11 protein-coding genes and 1 pseudogene are annotated in these 18556 nt (G+C 53.1%); 7 read left to right on the forward strand and 5 right to left on the reverse strand.

Going from position 1 to position 18556, the window contains the following annotated elements; genetic code table 11:
- Window positions 1–30 precede the first annotated feature (30 nt).
- The 3 genes and pseudogenes from L1D47_RS02390 to L1D47_RS02400 form a co-directional block, all read right to left on the reverse strand.
- Entirely contained in the window at window positions 31–489 is a 459-nt protein-coding gene (locus L1D47_RS02390) for a GNAT family N-acetyltransferase (RefSeq protein ID WP_239882406.1), read from the reverse strand.
- Between the two features lie 5 nt (window positions 490–494).
- Entirely contained in the window at window positions 495–1595 is a 1101-nt protein-coding gene (locus L1D47_RS02395) for a nitronate monooxygenase (protein WP_239882407.1), read from the reverse strand.
- A gap of 85 nt (window positions 1596–1680) precedes the next feature.
- Window positions 1681–2000, reverse strand: a pseudogene (locus tag L1D47_RS02400) (GFA family protein).
- A 473-nt stretch (window positions 2001–2473) separates the two neighbouring features.
- Between L1D47_RS02400 and L1D47_RS02405 the strand changes: the two are divergent.
- The 6 genes from L1D47_RS02405 to L1D47_RS02430 all read left to right on the forward strand — a co-directional run bounded on the left by L1D47_RS02405 (window position 2474) and on the right by L1D47_RS02430 (window position 14674).
- Window positions 2474–4477, forward strand: coding sequence for a glycoside hydrolase family 97 protein (locus tag L1D47_RS02405; RefSeq protein ID WP_239882439.1), 2004 nt, complete (start codon window positions 2474–2476; stop codon window positions 4475–4477).
- A gap of 227 nt (window positions 4478–4704) precedes the next feature.
- Entirely contained in the window at window positions 4705–6153 is a 1449-nt protein-coding gene (locus L1D47_RS02410; protein WP_239882408.1) for a M28 family metallopeptidase, read from the forward strand.
- A gap of 889 nt (window positions 6154–7042) precedes the next feature.
- Window positions 7043–8587, forward strand: a complete 1545-nt coding sequence (locus L1D47_RS02415) for an MFS transporter (protein ID WP_239882409.1) — start codon at window positions 7043–7045, stop codon at window positions 8585–8587.
- 105 nt (window positions 8588–8692) lie between these two features.
- Window positions 8693–11191: a glucan 1,4-alpha-glucosidase gene (locus L1D47_RS02420; RefSeq protein ID WP_239882410.1), complete on the forward strand. Its 2499-nt coding sequence runs from the start codon at window positions 8693–8695 to the stop codon at window positions 11189–11191.
- Window positions 11192–11879: 688 nt separating this feature from the next.
- Window positions 11880–13964: an elongation factor G gene (fusA, locus tag L1D47_RS02425; RefSeq protein WP_239882411.1), complete on the forward strand. Its 2085-nt coding sequence runs from the start codon at window positions 11880–11882 to the stop codon at window positions 13962–13964.
- A 95-nt stretch (window positions 13965–14059) separates the two neighbouring features.
- On the forward strand, window positions 14060–14674 hold the full coding sequence (locus tag L1D47_RS02430; RefSeq protein WP_239882412.1) for a 3'-5' exonuclease: 615 nt from the start codon (window positions 14060–14062) through the stop codon (window positions 14672–14674).
- Here L1D47_RS02430 and L1D47_RS02435 read toward each other — a convergent pair.
- Together L1D47_RS02435 and L1D47_RS02440 are read right to left on the reverse strand one after the other, a co-directional pair.
- Entirely contained in the window at window positions 14671–15699 is a 1029-nt protein-coding gene (locus tag L1D47_RS02435) for a LacI family DNA-binding transcriptional regulator (RefSeq protein WP_239882413.1), read from the reverse strand. The two genes, L1D47_RS02430 and L1D47_RS02435, sit on opposite strands and share 4 nt — an antisense overlap.
- A 64-nt stretch (window positions 15700–15763) precedes the next feature.
- Window positions 15764–16456, reverse strand: a complete 693-nt coding sequence (locus L1D47_RS02440) for a DUF3334 family protein (RefSeq protein ID WP_239882414.1) — start codon at window positions 16454–16456, stop codon at window positions 15764–15766.
- Between the two features lie 380 nt (window positions 16457–16836).
- Here L1D47_RS02440 and L1D47_RS02445 point away from each other — a divergent pair, with 380 nt between their 5' ends.
- Complete coding sequence (locus L1D47_RS02445; RefSeq protein ID WP_239882415.1) at window positions 16837–18474, forward strand: methyl-accepting chemotaxis protein; 1638 nt, start codon at window positions 16837–16839, stop codon at window positions 18472–18474.
- The last annotated feature ends 82 nt before the right edge of the window (window positions 18475–18556 follow it).

The raw sequence follows: 18556 nt of genomic DNA on the forward strand, positions 1-18556 counted from the left end.
GTTAATTTAATGATTTTATTGTTAAAAAGATTAACGAACCACACTATCACAATAGCGCTTCATTAAAAAGTAGCGCGCCGGGCTGCCCTCGAACGCAGGCACGGTCCCTGCTAGGGTAAATCCCAGCTTTTGGTAAAAATCCGGCGCCTGAAAATCTAGGGTATCCACCTGGGCCTGCAGGCAGCCACGACCGACGGCTAAATGCTCAGCAGCTAACATCAACTCACGCCCAAGACCTGTGCCGCGGGCCGTTTCATCCACCCAGACCACATGAATAAGAAAATTTTTATAAATGGTTCGGCCATAGACGCCACCGATTAACTTATCCAAGTCATTGTGGGCCAGTACGGTGAGTGGCTCACTCGTCTCCAGGCCCATCTTGTCGAAATTAAACTGGCGTACCCCATCGACCAGGGCATCGACGAGTTCACTGTTCTCTCCCTCTGCCTGACTAATGGTTAACTGGTTTCGCTTAATAATTGTCTGCATAGCTGCTACTCATATTTATTATTGTCATGCCGCGCACTTTCCATTAGCGCCAAAGTCATCTCAGCGGCTGAGATCTTTCTGCAGGCTGTGAGATTTGCGCCACACCAAAGCGGCGAGAAATCACTCCTGTCGAGGGCCTCGCTCGCCTTTCGCAGTTGCGCCATCAGGTTTGTGGCGTAGGGAAAGGCCGGTGCCCGAGAATTCATCGCCCCTAACTCAGTCATGGCGCGGTTTACTATGCCTCTTGCTGGCCTGCCAGAGAAGATATTGGTCAAGGCGGTGCTGCCTCCAGCCCCATCAGCGTTTGAAGTGTTCATTTTGGCCGAGCGCTCGATCGCCGCTCTGTGTAGCTGCGAGGTGTTGGCCTCATCACACAAGAGATAGGCGCTGCCCACCTGTACGGCGCAGGCGCCTTGGTCCATGGCGGCTCTTACCGCCTGGCTATCGCCTATACCACCGGCGGCAATCACGGGCAGGGCGACACCTTTGACTATCTGGGTGAGCAGGCTTGGCAACTCAAGCTGGGTGTTGAGATCCTCGCTGAGAAACATGCCTCTGTGGCCGCCCGCCTCGATCCCCTGTGCGATTATGCCATCGACGCCTCGCGCGGTGAGATACTCAGCCTCGGCTAAGGTGGTGGCACTGGCGATCACCCTGCTACCCCAGGATTTTACTCGCGCCAGCAGCTCGGTATCGGGTAACCCGAAATGAAAACTAATCACCTCGGGTTTATAGGGCGCTATCTCATCGGCGATCGCATGATTAAAGGGCATACGACTGGCGCCGCCTTGGCCGAGATCGGCCTCTATCCCAAGCTCATCGAAATAAGGGATAAGTGCCTCATGCCATTGCGCCTGCGCCTTGGGATCAAATGGAGGGAGTTGATGACAGAAGAAATTAAGATTGAGCGGCGCGTTAGTCGCCGAACGAAATGCCTTAATCTCATCTATGATCTGCGCCTTACTCAACATGCCGCAGGGGATGGAACCTAGCCCACCGACCTTCGCCACGGCAATGGCAAGTTTGCTGTCTTGCACGCCTGCCATAGGCGCCTGAATAATTGGCAGCTCAGTGCCCAGCAGGGCCTTAAAATGCTTGTTACCCATCACCATATCCTTAGTGAATGCCCTTAGTAGAGAACCCTAATAAATGCCCTTAGTAGATATAAGCATGGCCCACTTTACTCAACGATTACCTGCCGGGCTCATGGCCTTCATACCAAGGTAACTTGGCATCCATCTCCTCCCAATTGGCCTTAGAGGTAACAAAATTGTGGGACATGGGGCGTTCGTTGATCGCCGAGTCTAAGATACCGAGTCGCAGGCGAATTCGCTTGCTGTCCTGCTCATTGACACTGTAGATGGGCGAGGCGCAGCGACGACAAAACCATTGGTGGCAAATGCCGTACCGATCGATTTACGACACAGGGAACAGTGACAATGAATGATCTGACTTATGGGTCCGCTGATGGCGACTTTAATGCCACCACATAGACAACTTCCTTGATACATGGGTTTGCTGATCCAACTCACAATGACAACAAGCGCTTATGCTGCCATAACTTGCGGCATCAATTCAGTATAAATTTCTGCACTAAATCGTTAAATTGCGTAACTAAATGTGGCAAACATAAATTGATCGCCAAACGCGCCGGCGTATCTCCTTGGTAACACACTAAGCCAGTCAGCCAAATCCCCTCCTTGCATCCAGTTCATGCCATAGGGCTTCTTCGTTAAGGTTCGCGGATCCTGCGAGCACTCCCGGTGAATACGTATGCAGTCGATTGCTCCGCTCGAGCCTTCCCTTCTAACATGGCAAGCAGTAACTCCCCTCACCCTAAATAAAAAACGACAATAAAAAGGTACACGGAATGTCTTGCACACAGATACCATCGGCTCGCCCTGCAGCCAGCGCGCGCAGCAACGCACCATCACGACCAGTCACGGCTTTGTCGGCCCTTACCCTTGCCATCGCTGCTACAGGCATGATGCTGCCCGGCGCTAGCCTGGCTAAGACTGTCTCTCTGGCCTCGCCGGACAAGCAGATAGTGGTCAGCCTCAGCGACGATAGCCAGACACCTGAATATAGCGTTAGCTTTCATGGCAAGAAGGTGATCGAACCTTCTAAACTCGGCTTGGTGTTTGACTCTCTCGGGGAATTTGGCAATGACTTTGCCATCAAAGATATCAAGCGCAGCCAGATTGATGAGCGCTGGCAACAGCCTTGGGGTGAGCGCGAATGGGTGAGCGACAAGCATAACGGTCTGTCTGCCACCCTCAGCAATGGCCAGTACAGCTTGGTCGTCGAATTCAAGGTTTTCGATGATGGTGTCGGCTTTCGCTACCAGGTGCCAAAGCAAGGCAAGCTGGACAAGCTAAACATCACCGCCGAGCTCACCGAGTTTAGCCTGCCCCAGCCAGAGAAAGTCACCGCCTGGTGGATCCCGGCGCGCGGCTGGAACCGCTACGAATACCTGTATCAGAAGACGCCACTCAAGCAGGTGGACAGGGTTCACACCCCCTTTACCTTCACCCTTGGGGACGGCGTTCACATGAGCATTCACGAGGCGGCGCTGGTGGATTACGCCGCCATGACACTGGATCAGCGCAGAGACGGCACATTACGCGCCGATCTCACGCCCTGGTCTGATGGCGTTCGCGTCAAGACAAGGGCGGGCTTTAGCACGCCATGGCGCACGATTCAGATCGCCGACAGGGCTACCGGCCTGCTGAACTCAGATCTCATCCTAAATCTTAACGAGCCGAACAAGCTGGGTGATGTCGATTGGGTCGAGCCAGGCAAATATGTCGGGATCTGGTGGGGCATGCACCTCAACGAGAACACCTGGGGATCGGGTGACAAGCACGGCGCCACCACCTCCGAGACCAAGCGCTACATGGATTTTGCCGCCGATAACGGCTTCGCCGGTGTACTGGTGGAAGGCTGGAACGTCGGCTGGGACGGCAGCTGGTTCCATAACGGCGATGTCTTTAGCTTCACCCAGGCCTATCCCGACTTCGATCTGCCCGAGATCTCAGCCTATGGTGCCAGCAAGGGGGTACGCCTGATCGGCCACCACGAGACCTCAGGCTCTGTCAGCAACTACCGTAATCAGATGAGCGATGCCTATGATCTCTATGAGAAATATGGGGTCACTCAGGTGAAAACTGGCTATGTGGCCGACGGCGGCGACATCAAACGTGTCGACGAGCAAGGCATAGTGCGTCACGAATGGCATGACGGCCAGTTTATGGTGAACGAATACCTACACAGCGTCACCGAGGCCGCCAAGCGCCACATCAGCATCAACACCCATGAGCCGATTAAAGACACCGGCCTGCGTCGTACCTACCCCAACTGGATCAGCCGCGAGGGCGCGCGCGGTCAGGAGTTTAATGCCTGGGGCACGCCGCCCAACAATCCGTCGCACACCACTACCCTGGCCTACACCCGCATGCTGGCTGGCCCCATGGATTTCACGCCGGGGATCTTCGATCTGGCCCCTAAGGGCCTGGACGCAGTCAACCGGGTGCAGACCACGCTGACCAAACAGTTAGCCCTCTATGTGGTGCTCTACAGTCCGATTCAGATGGCCGCCGATCTGCCCCGCAACTATAAGCTGCACCCCGATGCCTTTAGGTTTATTCAGGATGTGCCCACCGACTGGGCCCAGAGTATCGCCCTGGCCGGCGAGGTAGGCGAATACGTAGCCTTTGCCCGTCAGGAACGTGGCGGTAACAGCCAAGGCAAGGACTGGTACCTGGGCGCCATCACAGACGATGCGCCACGCGAGATCAGCATAGATCTCGACTTCCTCGACCCAAAGCTGCGTTATGAAGCGCAGATCTACCGCGACGGTGAAAAAGCAGATTGGCGTACCAATCCCTATGACTATGTGATTGAGACCAAGCTGGTCGATAGCAAGCAGGCTCTCACCTTAAGGCTTGCCAGCAGCGGCGGCGTTGCCATCCGCTTCAAGGCGATTTAACCGCTCGTTTCCAACCACAGAAAAAGATGGCAAGTCTGCACCAACAGGCTTGTCATCATGTCTCTTTCGCAACATTTGTTTACCTTTTTCCGGCGATTTCCCCCACATTTCTACGACTAAAGCCGCGCTCCCTCCCCCAAGCATCAGGGTTATTCTGCTAAGGTAGTTTGTGCATCACTTTTATGCGCAAAGAAGCACCGAACAATAACAAGAATGAAGAGCAGAACATGACAATCAATCCATTTATCGGCAAGACACTGCTGTTAACGGCCTTGTGCGCCGCTACACTCCAACCCACGACTGTTCATGCCGCCACGGCACCAGAGGCACATAATCCCTATACCGCGCCCTCAGCAGAAGATCTTCGCCTGTATGAGATAGCCGATGCCCCCCAGCCAGCGCGCATTTTGCGCGACATACAGACCCTGGTTGACTTCGGCACCCGCCATACCCTATCGAGCCAGACAGATAAGCAGCGCGGCATAGGCGCAGCCAGAAATTGGATTAAAGCCGAGTTTGAACGCATTTCTGCTGCCTGCGGAGGATGCCTCGAGGTGATCGAGGTGGCTGACACTGTGTCGGGTAAGCGCATTCCCGAGCCGACCAGAGTCGTGAATATCATCGCCATTCAGCGCGGCACCTTAGATCCCAACCGTGTGGTGATGATGAGCGGCGATATCGACTCTCGGGTCAGTGACGTGATGGACGCTAACTCATTCTCCCCCGGCGCCAACGATAACGCCTCGGGCGTGGCTGGCGCATTGGAAGCCGCCCGTATCCTGAGCCAGTATCAGTTTGGCGGCACCATAGTCTACGCGGCTCTATCGGGTGAAGAGCAAGGCCTGTATGGCGGCACCGGACTGGCCGATTTTGCTAAGAAGCAGGGCTGGCAGGTCGAGGCCGTGCTCAATAACGACATGATAGGCAACATACAAGGGATCAACGGCGTGGTGAGCAACCATACGGTGCGCGTGTTCTCAGAGGGCGTGCGTATCGCCGAGACGCCAGCCGAGGCCAAGGAGCGCTATTTCAGCGGCGGCGAGAATGATTCAGCCTCACGCAATCTGGCCAGGCACATCAAGCAGCTTGTCGACCAATACATGACCAACCTGGACGTGCAGCTCATCTATCGTCTCGATCGCTTCGGGCGCGGCGGCCATCACCTGCCGTTTAACAAGGCGGGCTTTCCTGCGGTGCGTGTGATGGAGACTAACGAAAACTACCATCGCCAGCATCAGGATATTCGCTCCGAAGATGGCATCGCCTATGGCGACGTGATAGAAGGTGTCGATGAAGCCTTCGCCGCCAAACTAACGGCCCTCAACGCCATCAGCCTGGCCTCTATGGCCTGGGCCCCCGCGCCGCCGACTCAGGTAAGCATCTCGGGGCAGGTATCGGCCGATACCCAGCTAAACTGGCTGGCAGATGCCACGGCAGAGGTGGCTGGTTATCGCATCTATTGGCGCAAGACCACAGCGCCAGAGTGGACCCACAGCCGCTATGTGGGCAAGGTCAACAGCTTCACCCTGCGTAACATGGTGATCGACAACTATCTGTATGGCGTCGCTGCCGTGGGCTATAACGGCAACACCAGCCCGGTAGTGTTCCCTGGCGCGGCAGGCAACTTCTTTCCTGGGACGCTAGACTCAGCCGACAAGGCTGCAAAGCAGCACTAATTAACGAGCCAGATGCTCATCATTATGAGTTAAATTATCTGAACGTAAATGTGACCCAGGTTTCAACCCAGGCCGCCTTCGCAGCCTGAATATTGTTAGCGAATCTAAAAAATGCAAATCAATCGCTCAGAAAAATATCCATAAATAACAGCTAAACATCATCTTACAGCACGCCTAAGTGTGTCACATCTTTCGCTGACACTGATTTTATTTGGTAAATCTTTCAACAAAACATTTCATCGCAAACTCTAATTTTGACCTGATACATGGCTAACATCGCATAAGTCGACTCCACTAACCTACTGTTTGCCCATCTGATTGCCCAGCTACTTGCCCGGCTAATTGCGCGAGTGACGACTGGCGCTTTTTCCTTGATAAGGCCTAAAAAGCCTACGACCTAGGGCATCTTGCTCATTGTTACAAACGCCAACAACTGAAAACCTCAGGCTAAAGCGGTCACCATTTAAGGCGCTGTTTTAAATCAAAATAACCCGTAAGACATCTAAGTCAGGCAGGTTAACAGCAGGCTACATAAAGGTTAACGCCCGATGATGAATACGTATGTAATCGGTTGTCGGCAGTTTCGGCTCAGGGTTAACATGCCTTGGTGTTTAATTTCATGTGTAACTCCTATGAAATTGGCCAGGTCGATGCTCACCTTATCAGGCACTGAAGGCATGAAAGGCGAGCACTAGAGTCTCTATCTACTCATCAGGGCTTAAGCCTAGTGATTAAGCCTAGAGAAGTAGAACCCTAGCTTTTGGCGAATACCCGTTTGAGGGAAGCGTGTATTCGCCCCTTTTTTCACTCGACCGACTTCCATAAAATAGTGATCGCGCCCCTTTAGCCCCGCGCGACGATAACAAATAATGATAAAGAGAAGCATCGGATGTCACACAACACCCTATCCGCCCAAGGCACCCCAAACGTCAAGCCCGCTTTAAGCTTCTGGCAGATCTTCAACATGTGTTTTGGTTTTCTGGGGATCCAGTTTGGCTTTGCCCTGCAAAATGCCAATGTCAGCCGTATCTTTCAGACCTTAGGCGCAGCGATCGATGACATCCCTATTCTCTGGATAGCGGCGCCGCTCACGGGACTGCTGGTGCAGCCTATCATCGGCTACATGAGTGACAACACCTGGGGCCGACTCGGTCGTCGCCGCCCCTACTTCCTCATTGGCGCTATCTTTACCACGCTGGCTATCTTCATCATGCCGCACTCGCCTGTGCTCTGGGTCGCGGCCGGTATGCTGTGGATCATGGACGCCTCGATCAATATCGCCATGGAGCCGTTTCGCGCCTTTGTCGGCGACAACCTGCCGAGTAAGCAGCGCCCACTGGGCTATGCCATGCAGAGCTTCTTCATCGGCGTCGGCGCCGTGGTCGCCTCGGCCTTGCCTTATCTGCTCACTAACTATTTCGATGTCGCCAATACGGCGCCAGAAGGCGAGATCGCCGATTCGGTGCGCTACGCCTTCTATTTCGGCGGCGCGGTGCTGCTGCTGGCCGTTAGCTGGACAGTGTTTACCAGCAAAGAATACTCTCCCGAGGAGCTTTCGCGCTTCGAACAGGAAAGCAGCGAGCAAGTGACACTGCATCATGATCGCAGCTGGCAGGCCTATAAGAAAGGCGCCATCACCTGGGGCCTTATTGGTGCCCTGTTAATCACTATCATCTACCTGCAATCGCTCGACAAACAGCTTTACCTGCTGGCCATAGGCGTGTTTGCCTTCTGCCCGCTGCAATGGTTCTGCGCCAAGACCTTAAAGCAGATCCGCGGCGAAGCGCGTCATCAGCAAGGCATGGTGTTCAGCGTCGTCGATTCACTATTCCATATGCCGAAGGCGATGCGCCAGCTGGCTGTGGTGCAGTTCTTCTCCTGGTTCGCCCTCTTCTCTATGTGGATCTACACCACGGCGGCGGTCACAGATCATCACTATGGCACCCAGGATGTGCTCTCAAAGGCCTATAACGATGGTGCCGACTGGGTGGGTATGCTGTTTGCCTCCTACAATGGCTTTGCCGCCGTGGCGGCGATATTCATCCCCCTGCTGGCCATGGCGGTTGGTCTCAAGGTGACTCACCTGATCAACCTATGCTGCGGCGGCATTGGCTTGATCAGCTTCTACTTTATTCAAGACCCGAACCTGTTATGGCTGCCTATGATAGGGGTGGGTATCGCCTGGGCCTCTATCCTCTCTATCCCCTATGCCCTGCTCTCTAACGCCTTGCCTGCGGCTAAGATGGGCGTCTACATAGGGATCTTTAACTTCTTCATCGTGATCCCCCAACTGTTGGCCGCCAGCGTACTGGGTGTGCTGCTCAATGCCTTCTTCGACGGCAAGCCGATCTTTGCCCTCATCCTGGGTGGCAGCTTTATGATCTTGGCCGGGATCAGCGTGCTGTTTGTCAGCAATCGAAACGAGCAAGACTAAGTAGTAACAGGGCTAGAGACGGCACTAGCCCCTGCGACAATACACAGACTTAAACGCCCCCCCTAATAAACGAATAACAAACAAATAATTAATGAGAGCCTTAACATGACGTCTAAGCAAGTACCTTTTACGCGCTCACTGCTTGCCCTCTCCCTGGGCGCCCTGCTTAGCGCCTGTGGCGGCGCCAAGAGCGACACGGACACAGCGCCAGCACAAACCGCCAGCATAGCGGCGCAACAGATAACCGTTGCCCCTGGCGCACCCGGCGCCTCGCCCACCTGGGCTTTTTCCGGTAAGACAGGGATAGGCACCTCGTTTGAACCCTATGTGACCAACGAACAAGGTGCGGCCCAATACCTGAGCAACCAAGCCAATCCGGTCAGCCGGGTATGGTTCTCCCTGGCCCAAGGTATTCTTACCGAGACCATGTATGGCCTTATCCATAATGCCCAGCTCAAAGAGGCGCAGTTCATCATCAGTGGTAATGGCTTCGTCGACACCGAAAAGGACAATACCCTCACCAGCATAGATTACCTGCATAAGGATGCGGCGGGGCGTCCGCTGTCGCTCGCCTACAAGGTGATTAACAAAGATATCGAAGGCAAGTATCAGATAGAGAAGCACTTCTTTACCGACCCCGATCGCGACAGCCTGGTGATGCAGGTCTTCTTTACCGCCTTCGAGCCAGGGATCACCCCCTATCTCTATGTTAACCCTCACATCGATAACAGCGGCGCCAATGACATCGCCAGCATCGGCCAAGATGGCAACAGCCTCTATGCTTATACGGGCAATGACGATTCGAGCGTGCTGACCGTGCGCGGTGACATTCCCTTTACAGCTGCCAGCGTGGGCTTCATCGGCGAGTCTGACGGTCTTACGGATCTGAAGGCTAACGGCGAGCTGAACTGGCATTACACCACGACCAGTGATGATACCCAAGGTGTCGGTAACGTGGCCATGACGGCAGCATTGCCCACCCTTGAGGTCGGCAGTGCCGCTAAGCCAAGTCTAACCACGACCTTGGTGTTTGGCTTCGGCGCCGATAAGGCCAGCAGCGAGCAAAGTGCCAAAACCACGTTATCGGAAGGCTATGCCAAGGTGCTCGCCGCCTACAATGGCGAAGGAGAGGCCATCGGCTGGCAAGACTATCTGCAGTCCCTCTCTAGCCTTAGCGCCATGACGGCCAATACCGCCGATGAGGGTAAGCTGCTCTATACCAGCGCCATGGTGCTCAAAGCCCAGGAAGACAAGACCCACGCCGGCGCCCTTATCGCCTCGCTATCTAACCCCTGGGGCGACAGCGTGTCGGCCATCAAGGGCTCGACCGGCTACAAGGCGGTGTGGCCGAGAGATTTTTACCAGTGTGCCATGGCATTTCTGGCCATGGGCGACACACAAACCCCTAAGGTCGCCTTCGAGTACCTCAAAAAGGTTCAGGTAACGGCAGCAACGCCTGGATACAGCGGCGTCCCGGGATGGTTCCTGCAGAAAACCCATGTCGATGGACAGATTGAATGGGTGGGCGTACAGCTCGATCAGACCGCCATGCCTATCATGCTCGGCTGGAAACTCTGGCAGGCCGGTGTACTGAGCGATACTGAAATAGAACACTGGTATCAGACCATGCTAAAACCCGCGGCCGACTTTTTGGTGAGCGGCGGCGAGGTTAATCTCGACTGGAACCACACCCAAATCACGCCGCTGAAGACACAACAAGAGCGCTGGGAAGAGCAAGCAGGCTACTCGCCTTCTACCGCAGCCGCCGTCATCACGGGGCTTATCACCGCCAGCGATATCGCCAAACAGGCCGGCGATTTAGCGTCGAGCGAAAAGTATCTGGCCAATGCCAAGACCATGGCTGAAAAGCTCGACTCACTCGTGGTGACCCACAAGGGGCTGCTAAGCGCAGTCGATGGAACACAAGCCCCCTACTACCTGCGTCTTGCCCCCAATGGCACACCCGACAGCGATGATAAGCTTGCCGATAATAATGGCCGCGCCGGGCTTGATCAGCGCCAGGTATTGGATGCAGGTTTCCTGGAGCTGGTGCGCTACGGCGTGAAGAGCGCCAACGACAAGGCGGTAAATGACACCCTGGCGCTGGTGGATAACCAGACTTTGGAGGATAACCTTAGGGTCCGGTATGAGTTCACCGCAAAAGATGGCACACAATTCCCCGGCTTTAGACGCTACGGCAATGACGGCTATGGCGAAGATACCGATACCGGCGCCAACTATGCCGAGAATGGCAGCAACACCCCGGGACAACGTGGCAGAGTCTGGCCTTTCTTTACCGGTGAGCGCGCCCATTTCGAGTTAGCTAAGGCGATCGCCAACGGCACCCTAAATGAGACGAGCAAGGCACAATTGGTACAGACCTATGTTAAGGGAATGGAAGCCTTCGCCAACGACGGCCTGATGCTCCCAGAACAGGTATGGGATGGCGTGGGTAACAAGACCCGCTTTAACTATCAGCTTGGCCAAGGCACTAACTCGGCAACCCCACTTGCCTGGACTCATGCAGAATATGTGAAGATGGTTCGCTCTGTTACAGAGGCTAAGGTATGGGATAGCTATGAGGAAGTCACCAAAGCCCTATAATGACTAAAATGACTAACGCGCTTATTAGATAACCCCGTTAAGCGCGAAATACCCGACAGGGTTTAATCTCAAAGCCGCAATATAAAGCCAGTCCTAGTGACTGGCTTTTTAATGGGTGTTAGAGAATGAAACATGGACACATGATGTTGAATTTAGATGCCAATCCTCATAAACCCCACCTCATCAGCCCCTCCCCATCGGCCGCTCCCTAATACATTTCAGGGGCAACCTGTTCACTGCTTGCTGCTTGCTGCTTGCTGCTTGCTGCTTGCTGCTTGCTGCTTGCTGCTTGCTGCTTGCTGCTTGCTGCTTGCTAAATTTACCCTAACTCAACAGTGACCGCCAACAATGACCGCCGAAAGAAACGCTTATCAAACTTAATCCATTGCCATGGGAGCTGGCCTGAAACACCCCTCGCCCACAATGGCTGTAACATGCCTGTGGTAGCCCAACACATCCCCATATAAAAAGATATAACGAATTTTCGGGTTATAACATCATGTTCTTTTTATGAGCGAAATCCGCACCGGCTATGGGTTTGCCCCCTATATTAGGGAAGACAGAGTGGGGAATTTCTCGCGATAAAGATGATATTTCAGCAAAATTGATAAAAATGAATAAAAAAATTTGAAAAGTATTGATATACTTCCCCCCGAATTTTAGAACGTAACTCCAATAGAGTAGAAAAATGACTGATTTATCAAAGTACAGAAACATTGGTATCTTCGCTCACGTTGATGCGGGTAAGACCACCACAACAGAGCGTATCCTAAAGCTAACCGGCAAGATTCATAAGCTGGGTGAAGTTCATGATGGTGAATCTACAACCGACTTCATGGAACAGGAAGCTGAGCGTGGTATTACCATTCAGTCTGCTGCTGTAAGTTGCTTCTGGAACGATCACCGTTTCAACGTCATCGACACCCCTGGCCACGTTGACTTCACAGTTGAAGTTTATCGTTCTCTAAAAGTACTAGACGGTGGTATCGGTGTATTCTGTGGTTCTGGTGGTGTTGAGCCACAATCAGAAACCAACTGGCGTTATGCAAACGAATCTGAAGTTGCGCGTATCATCTTCGTAAACAAGCTGGACCGTATGGGTGCAGACTTCTTGCGCGTTGTTAAGCAAACTAAAGACGTTCTTGCGGCTAACCCACTCGTTATGGTACTGCCTATCGGTATCGAAGATGAGTTCAAGGGCGTTGTCGATCTACTAACCCGTAAAGCATGGGTTTGGGACGAAACTGGACAAGCTGAAAACTACAGCATCGAAGATGTACCAGCTGACATGGTTGACATGGTTGAAGAATACCGTGAGCAACTGATCGAGTCTGCCGTTGAGATGGACGACGATCTGATGGAAGCTTACATGGAAGGTGAAGAGCCATCTATGGAAGACATCAAGCGTTGTATCCGTGAAGGTACTCGCACCATGCACTTCTTCCCAACATACTGTGGCAGCGCGTTCAAGAACAAAGGTATGCAGCTTCTTCTAGACGCGGTAGTTGACTACCTACCTGCTCCACAAGAAGTTGATCCACAGCCTCTGACTGACGAAGAAGGTAACGAAACTGGCGAACACGCTATCGTTGACGCCGATGCACCTCTGAAAGCACTTGCGTTCAAGATCATGGATGACCGTTTCGGTGCCCTGACCTTCGTACGTATCTACTCAGGCCGCATCAACAAGGGTGACACCATCCTGAACTCTGCTACAGGTAAGACTGAGCGTATCGGTCGTATGTGTGAAATGCAGGCTGACGAGCGTAACGAACTTGAAACCGCACAAGCTGGTGACATCATCGCTATCGTGGGTATGAAGAACGTTCAAACTGGTCACACTCTGTGTGATGTTAAGCACCCATGTACGCTTGAAGCCATGGTGTTCCCAGAGCCAGTTATCTCTATCGCCGTTGCACCAAAAGACAAGGGCGGCAGCGAGAAGATGGGTATCGCTATCGGTAAGATGATCGCTGAAGATCCATCATTCCGCGTTGAGACTGACGAAGATTCAGGCGAAACCATTCTTAAGGGTATGGGTGAACTTCACCTAGATATTAAGGTAGACATCCTTAAGCGTACTTACGGCGTTGACCTAATCGTTGGTGAGCCACAAGTTGCATACCGTGAAACTATCACTCAAGAAGTTGCTGATAGCTACACTCACAAGAAGCAGTCTGGTGGTTCTGGTCAGTTCGGTAAGATCGACTACATCATCCGTCCTGGTGAGCAAAACTCTGGCTTTACCTTCAGCTCTTCAGTTGTTGGTGGTAACGTACCTAAAGAATTCTGGCCTGCTGTTGAGAAAGGTTTCGAGAGCATGATGCAGACTGGTACCGTTGCTGGCTTCCCAGTACTAGACGTTGAACTAGAACTGACTGACGGTGCTTTCCACGCAGTTGACTCATCAGCTATCGCGTTCGAAATCGCTGCTAAAGGCGCATTCCGTCAATCTATGCCAAAAGCTGGCGCGCAACTTCTTGAGCCTATCATGAAGGTTGACGTATTCAGCCCAGAAGACAACGTAGGTGACGTAATTGGTGACCTTAACCGTCGTCGCGGCATGATCAAAGATCAGCAAGCTGGTGTGACTGGTGTTCGTATTAAGGCTGACGTACCGCTTTCAGAAATGTTCGGTTACATCGGTTCACTACGTACAATGACTTCAGGTCGTGGTCAGTTCTCTATGGAGTTCTCACACTACGCACCATGTCCAAACAGTGTTGCTGAAAAAGTTATCGCTGAAGTTAAAGAAAGAGAAGCTAAGAAGTAATCTGACTTCTTAACGAAAGTTTCTTTACTAAAAACCCTAACAATGTATGTTGTTAGGGTTTTTTCTTTGGCCGAATTTCCCTCACAGGAGTCTCTATGTCCCAAGATGCCATAGTGGTATTGGATTTTGAAACCACAGGCCTCTCCCCCGCACAAGGCGATCGCGCCATCGAGATAGGTGCGGTAAAACTCAAGCAAGGCGTGGCGGTCGATAGGTTTCAGCAGCTAATGAATCCAGGCTTCGCCGTCAACAGTTTCATCGCCGGCTACACAGGGATCACCAATGAGATGCTCAGGCAGGCTCCAAGTTGTGAAACTGTCATGACAGATTTCGCCGCCTTTATCGAAGGCTGTCAGCTAGTGGCTCACAACGCCAGTTTCGATCAGAAGTTTTTGGCCGCTGAGCTTGCTCGAATTGATGTTCCGCAATCCCAGCCGTTTGCCTGTTCGCTATTGCTGGCGAGGCGTCTGTTTCAGGATGCGCCCAATCATCAGCTGAGCACCTTAGTCAGTTATCTCGGAATTGAAAACGATGGCGTGTTTCACCGGGCGCTCAATGATGCCGAGGTGACAGCCTCGCTCTGGCTCGAGCTCACCGCCGCCGTCACGCAAAGATGGGCCTGTCCAGCCCCGAGTTTTGAGTTGATGCTCAAGCTGCAACGCCAGCCCAAGCATCAGTTAGAAAGGTTTATGAAAAAGCAGCTGGCCTAAAGGGCTTTGCCGCAGGATTCACGCTCTATCAGGCTGGTGGGGATCAACTGATTACTCAACTCCTGCCCCTTGATCTGTTTCAACAGACTCTCTACCAAGATCTCGCCCGCCAACTTAGTATTTTGCTTGATAGTCGTCAGCGGCGGGTTGGCAAAACTCGCGACGGGAATGTCATCATAACCGACGATGGCCACATCCTCGGGAACCTTGATCCCCTGCTCTTTTAGCGCCCGCATGGCGCCGATAGCAATGAGATCGCTCGCGGCAAAGATGGCATCGAAGGGGCGTTTCTGCGCCAGCAGTTGGCTGGCCGCCTCAAATCCCGAGCTTTCCGTGCTGATGGCATCCACCTGCAGCCCCTTCTGCAAGGGTACGCCCGCCGCCTTAAGCGCCTGTTGATGGCCCAGATAGCGCGCCTGAAATTCCGGGCTATGGCTGGAGGCATCGCCGAGAAACGCGATATGACGACGCCCCTTAGCCAGCAGATGTTCTGTGGCAAGCACGCCTCCCTGACGATTGTCACAGCCAATGGAGAGCACAGAAGATTTGTGCTGCGCCGGCCCCCAGATCACCAGATGGGTATTTTGCGCCGCCAGTTTATTCAGCTTCTCCTCGTAATCCATGTAATCGCCATAACCGAGCAGAATAATGCCATCTGCCTTATTACTGTCTTCATAGTCGGCGTGCCAGTCGCTGCTAAGCTGCTGAAAGGATACCAGGAGATCATAGCCCTGCTGCGCCGTTGCCCGGGTGATAGAGCCCAGCATGGAGAGGAAGAAGGGGTTGATCAACGAATCGTCATTGGTGGGATCTTCACACAATAACAGCGCCAGGGTCAGACTGCTTTGGGTGCGCAGGTTGCTGGCGTTTTTATCGACCTTATAATTAAGTTCCTTGGCGATTGCCTGAACTCTCAAGCGCGTCTCTTCATTGACGAGCGGGCTGTTTCGCAACGCGCGTGATACCGTGGATTGCGACACCCCGGCGCGGTAAGCGATATCGATAGAGGTAGCTTTCGTTGTCATAATTATGGGCGACCTTGTTATACACGAACAGGGCGAGCCAGCGCCCGCCCCTTAAGGAACACGATTATATCCCAAGCTCCTTCATCAGATCATCTGAATCATCCACCACGACGGCACTATTGACCGCCGCAGACCAAGATGGGTCCGCCGCCTGACTGCCCTGGCCGTGCTGAGCCAGCAGGGCATCGGGATCGTCTTCTTCGTGTTCGAACTCTGCCAGCTTGATAAACTCCGTCTTATCCATGGCGTATTCGAGATAGAAGATATGGTTTCTGGCAGTCTTGAAGGCCACACGGCGCGCCACCGCCTCATCTAAGTTGGTGTCGATTGAGATGGTCAGTTCCTTATTAATCGTCAGCATCTTAGGCTGACTCTGATTAATAGAGGTCTGCAGCTCCTTGTTTACCTTGACGATAAAATCACCCAAGATCTGGTTCATCAACTCGCCCATCACGTCTCCCACCTCATCCGAGGTGTGGGAGAAGGCCAGCTCAGATTCGGGCATGCCCATCTGCTTCATATAGGCCTGATAAATTTCCACCGCCGCCGGTGCCGAGAAGTTGATCACCACCAGGCCCGAAAATCCGCCATCGAAGATGGAGAAACAGCCCAGATCTGGCTTGAGGCAAGTCTTGGTGATGCTCTGCACCATGGCCGCATGCCTCACCTGACTGGCCGTGGTGCTCGAGAGCACATGGCACACCGAATGGCAGAGTTTAAGAAGAATATCGTCGGAACTGATCACTTGCGAGGTCATAGTCTCATCACATGTCAAAAAAGAGTCATACTCCATTCTGCGCGCTATTTCGATAAAAATCAAAATCAAAACAGGGGATTAGTTAATTCTCATTCAGCGGCTAATTCTCGAGCAAATTTGACGTTAGCAAACTCAGTACTCATCACACCCACTCTACCTATCAAAAATCTAAGTAAGACGCCGTTAGCTGCCTCACAGTACATATAAGATTCATTGTTCGATTGCGTAAAAATGCCAAAACGCTCCATCGCCAACGTGAGCCACGTTCAATTAATTAACAATATACAGTCAATCGATTGACTATTCGTTATAACCGCATTCTCAGGCAACACGTTAGCCTGTATATTAGCGGCATTTAACCGGGCTATTAAGGACATAACATGCTTGCGATCCTCAGAAGGTTCACCATTCTTCAACGCCTCATTTTTATGCTGGTGCTTGCCGCCATCGGCACCTTTGTCTTCGCCAGTTTTTCGATCAACGAGCAGCGCAACAGCCTGATTAAGCAGAAGTGGCTACAAAACGATGCGCAGTTATCCACCCTCCTCAGTGTCGTCGACACACATTATCGCCAGACCCAGCAGAATGAATTGACGCCGGAAGACGCCAAACGAGCGGCGGCAAATCTGGTCAATCAGATCCAATATGGCAAGAGTGGCTTCTTCCTGCTGTTTGACCGAGACCACACACTGCTGGCCAACGGCGCCGCCCCAGATAAGCTTGGCATCAAGCCCTCAGCCCTAACCAGTCAAATGGGCAACAACGGTCTGGACAAGTTGCTCGATAACGCAGCAGCGTCCGGTATTGCCAAGGCACGCATGGAGATGAGAAATCCCCTTACCGGCGAGCGTGAAGAAGCCTTGATGGAAGCCCGCACCTTCCCGGCCTGGCAGTGGACGCTGGTGACCACCTCTTACATGAGTGACGTCAACGACACCACCATCAGCGTGATGTACAACTACCTCGGCATCATGCTGCTTATTTCCGTGCCTATCTTCGCCTTCTTCTTAGTCCTCAATCACTCCATCAGTTCCCCCCTCAACCAGGCGATCGATGCAATGAAAGATATTGCAGAAGGCGAAGGCGATCTCACCAAACGTCTACCGACTAAGGGTAGAGATGAAGTGGTGGCCCTCGCCATCGCCTTTAATAACTTCGTAGGTAAGATAAACAAGATGGTTGCCGATCTCCAGCCGGTGGGACAAGATCTTAACCAAGATGCCGATCGCCTGTTCAATGCCGTCGCCGAGTCCAACGCCAGCGTAGATCATCTGCACCAGGAAACCAGCAGCGTCGCCACCGCCATCAATCAGATGCTATCGACCACCCATGAGATGGCCAGCAGCACCCAGCAGGCGGCAGATGCGGCCAACAGCGTCAAGCAGCAGGCCCAGGACAGCAAGCAGCAGATGGATGGCACGGTAGAGAACACCCATAAGTTGGTGCAAGAACTGAAGAACGCCGAGAGCATCACCCAACATCTTGGGGTCTCCTCCGAGCAGATTGGCAGCATCCTAGATGTGATCCGCGGTATCGCCGATCAAACCAACCTGCTTGCGCTTAATGCCGCCATCGAGGCTGCCCGCGCCGGCGCTCATGGCCGTGGTTTCGCCGTGGTCGCCGACGAGGTCAGAGCCCTGGCTAACCGCACCCAGGACTCCACCAATGAGATCCAGAAGATCATCACAGACATTCAAAATGGCGTGACCAATGTGATGCACAGCAACAGCGATACCCAGAGTCAGTCGGTAGAGCTGCAGCAACAGGCCCAGGCCGTGGGTGATTCACTCAATACTATCTTAGAGCTGATCGCTCATATCAGCGACATGAATACCCAGCTGGCCAGCGCCACCGAGGAGCAGTCTCTGGTTACCGAGGAGATCAACCGTAACATCTGTAGCATCACCGAACTCTCGGAGGTGTCGGTTAAGGCCAATGAGAGTAACCGTATGGCCGCCGAGTCGCTGCGTCAGATAAGTCAGACCAGCGCCAAGATATTAGGCCAGTTCAAGGTGTAAAACACAGATATTCAAACAGATAGCGAAACAGACAGGGAGCCAATTGGCTCCCTTGTTATTAACGCTTACAGGGCAAGACAAG

The sequence above is a fragment of the Shewanella sp. Isolate7 genome (assembly GCF_022398425.1).
Classification (GTDB): domain Bacteria; phylum Pseudomonadota; class Gammaproteobacteria; order Enterobacterales; family Shewanellaceae; genus Shewanella.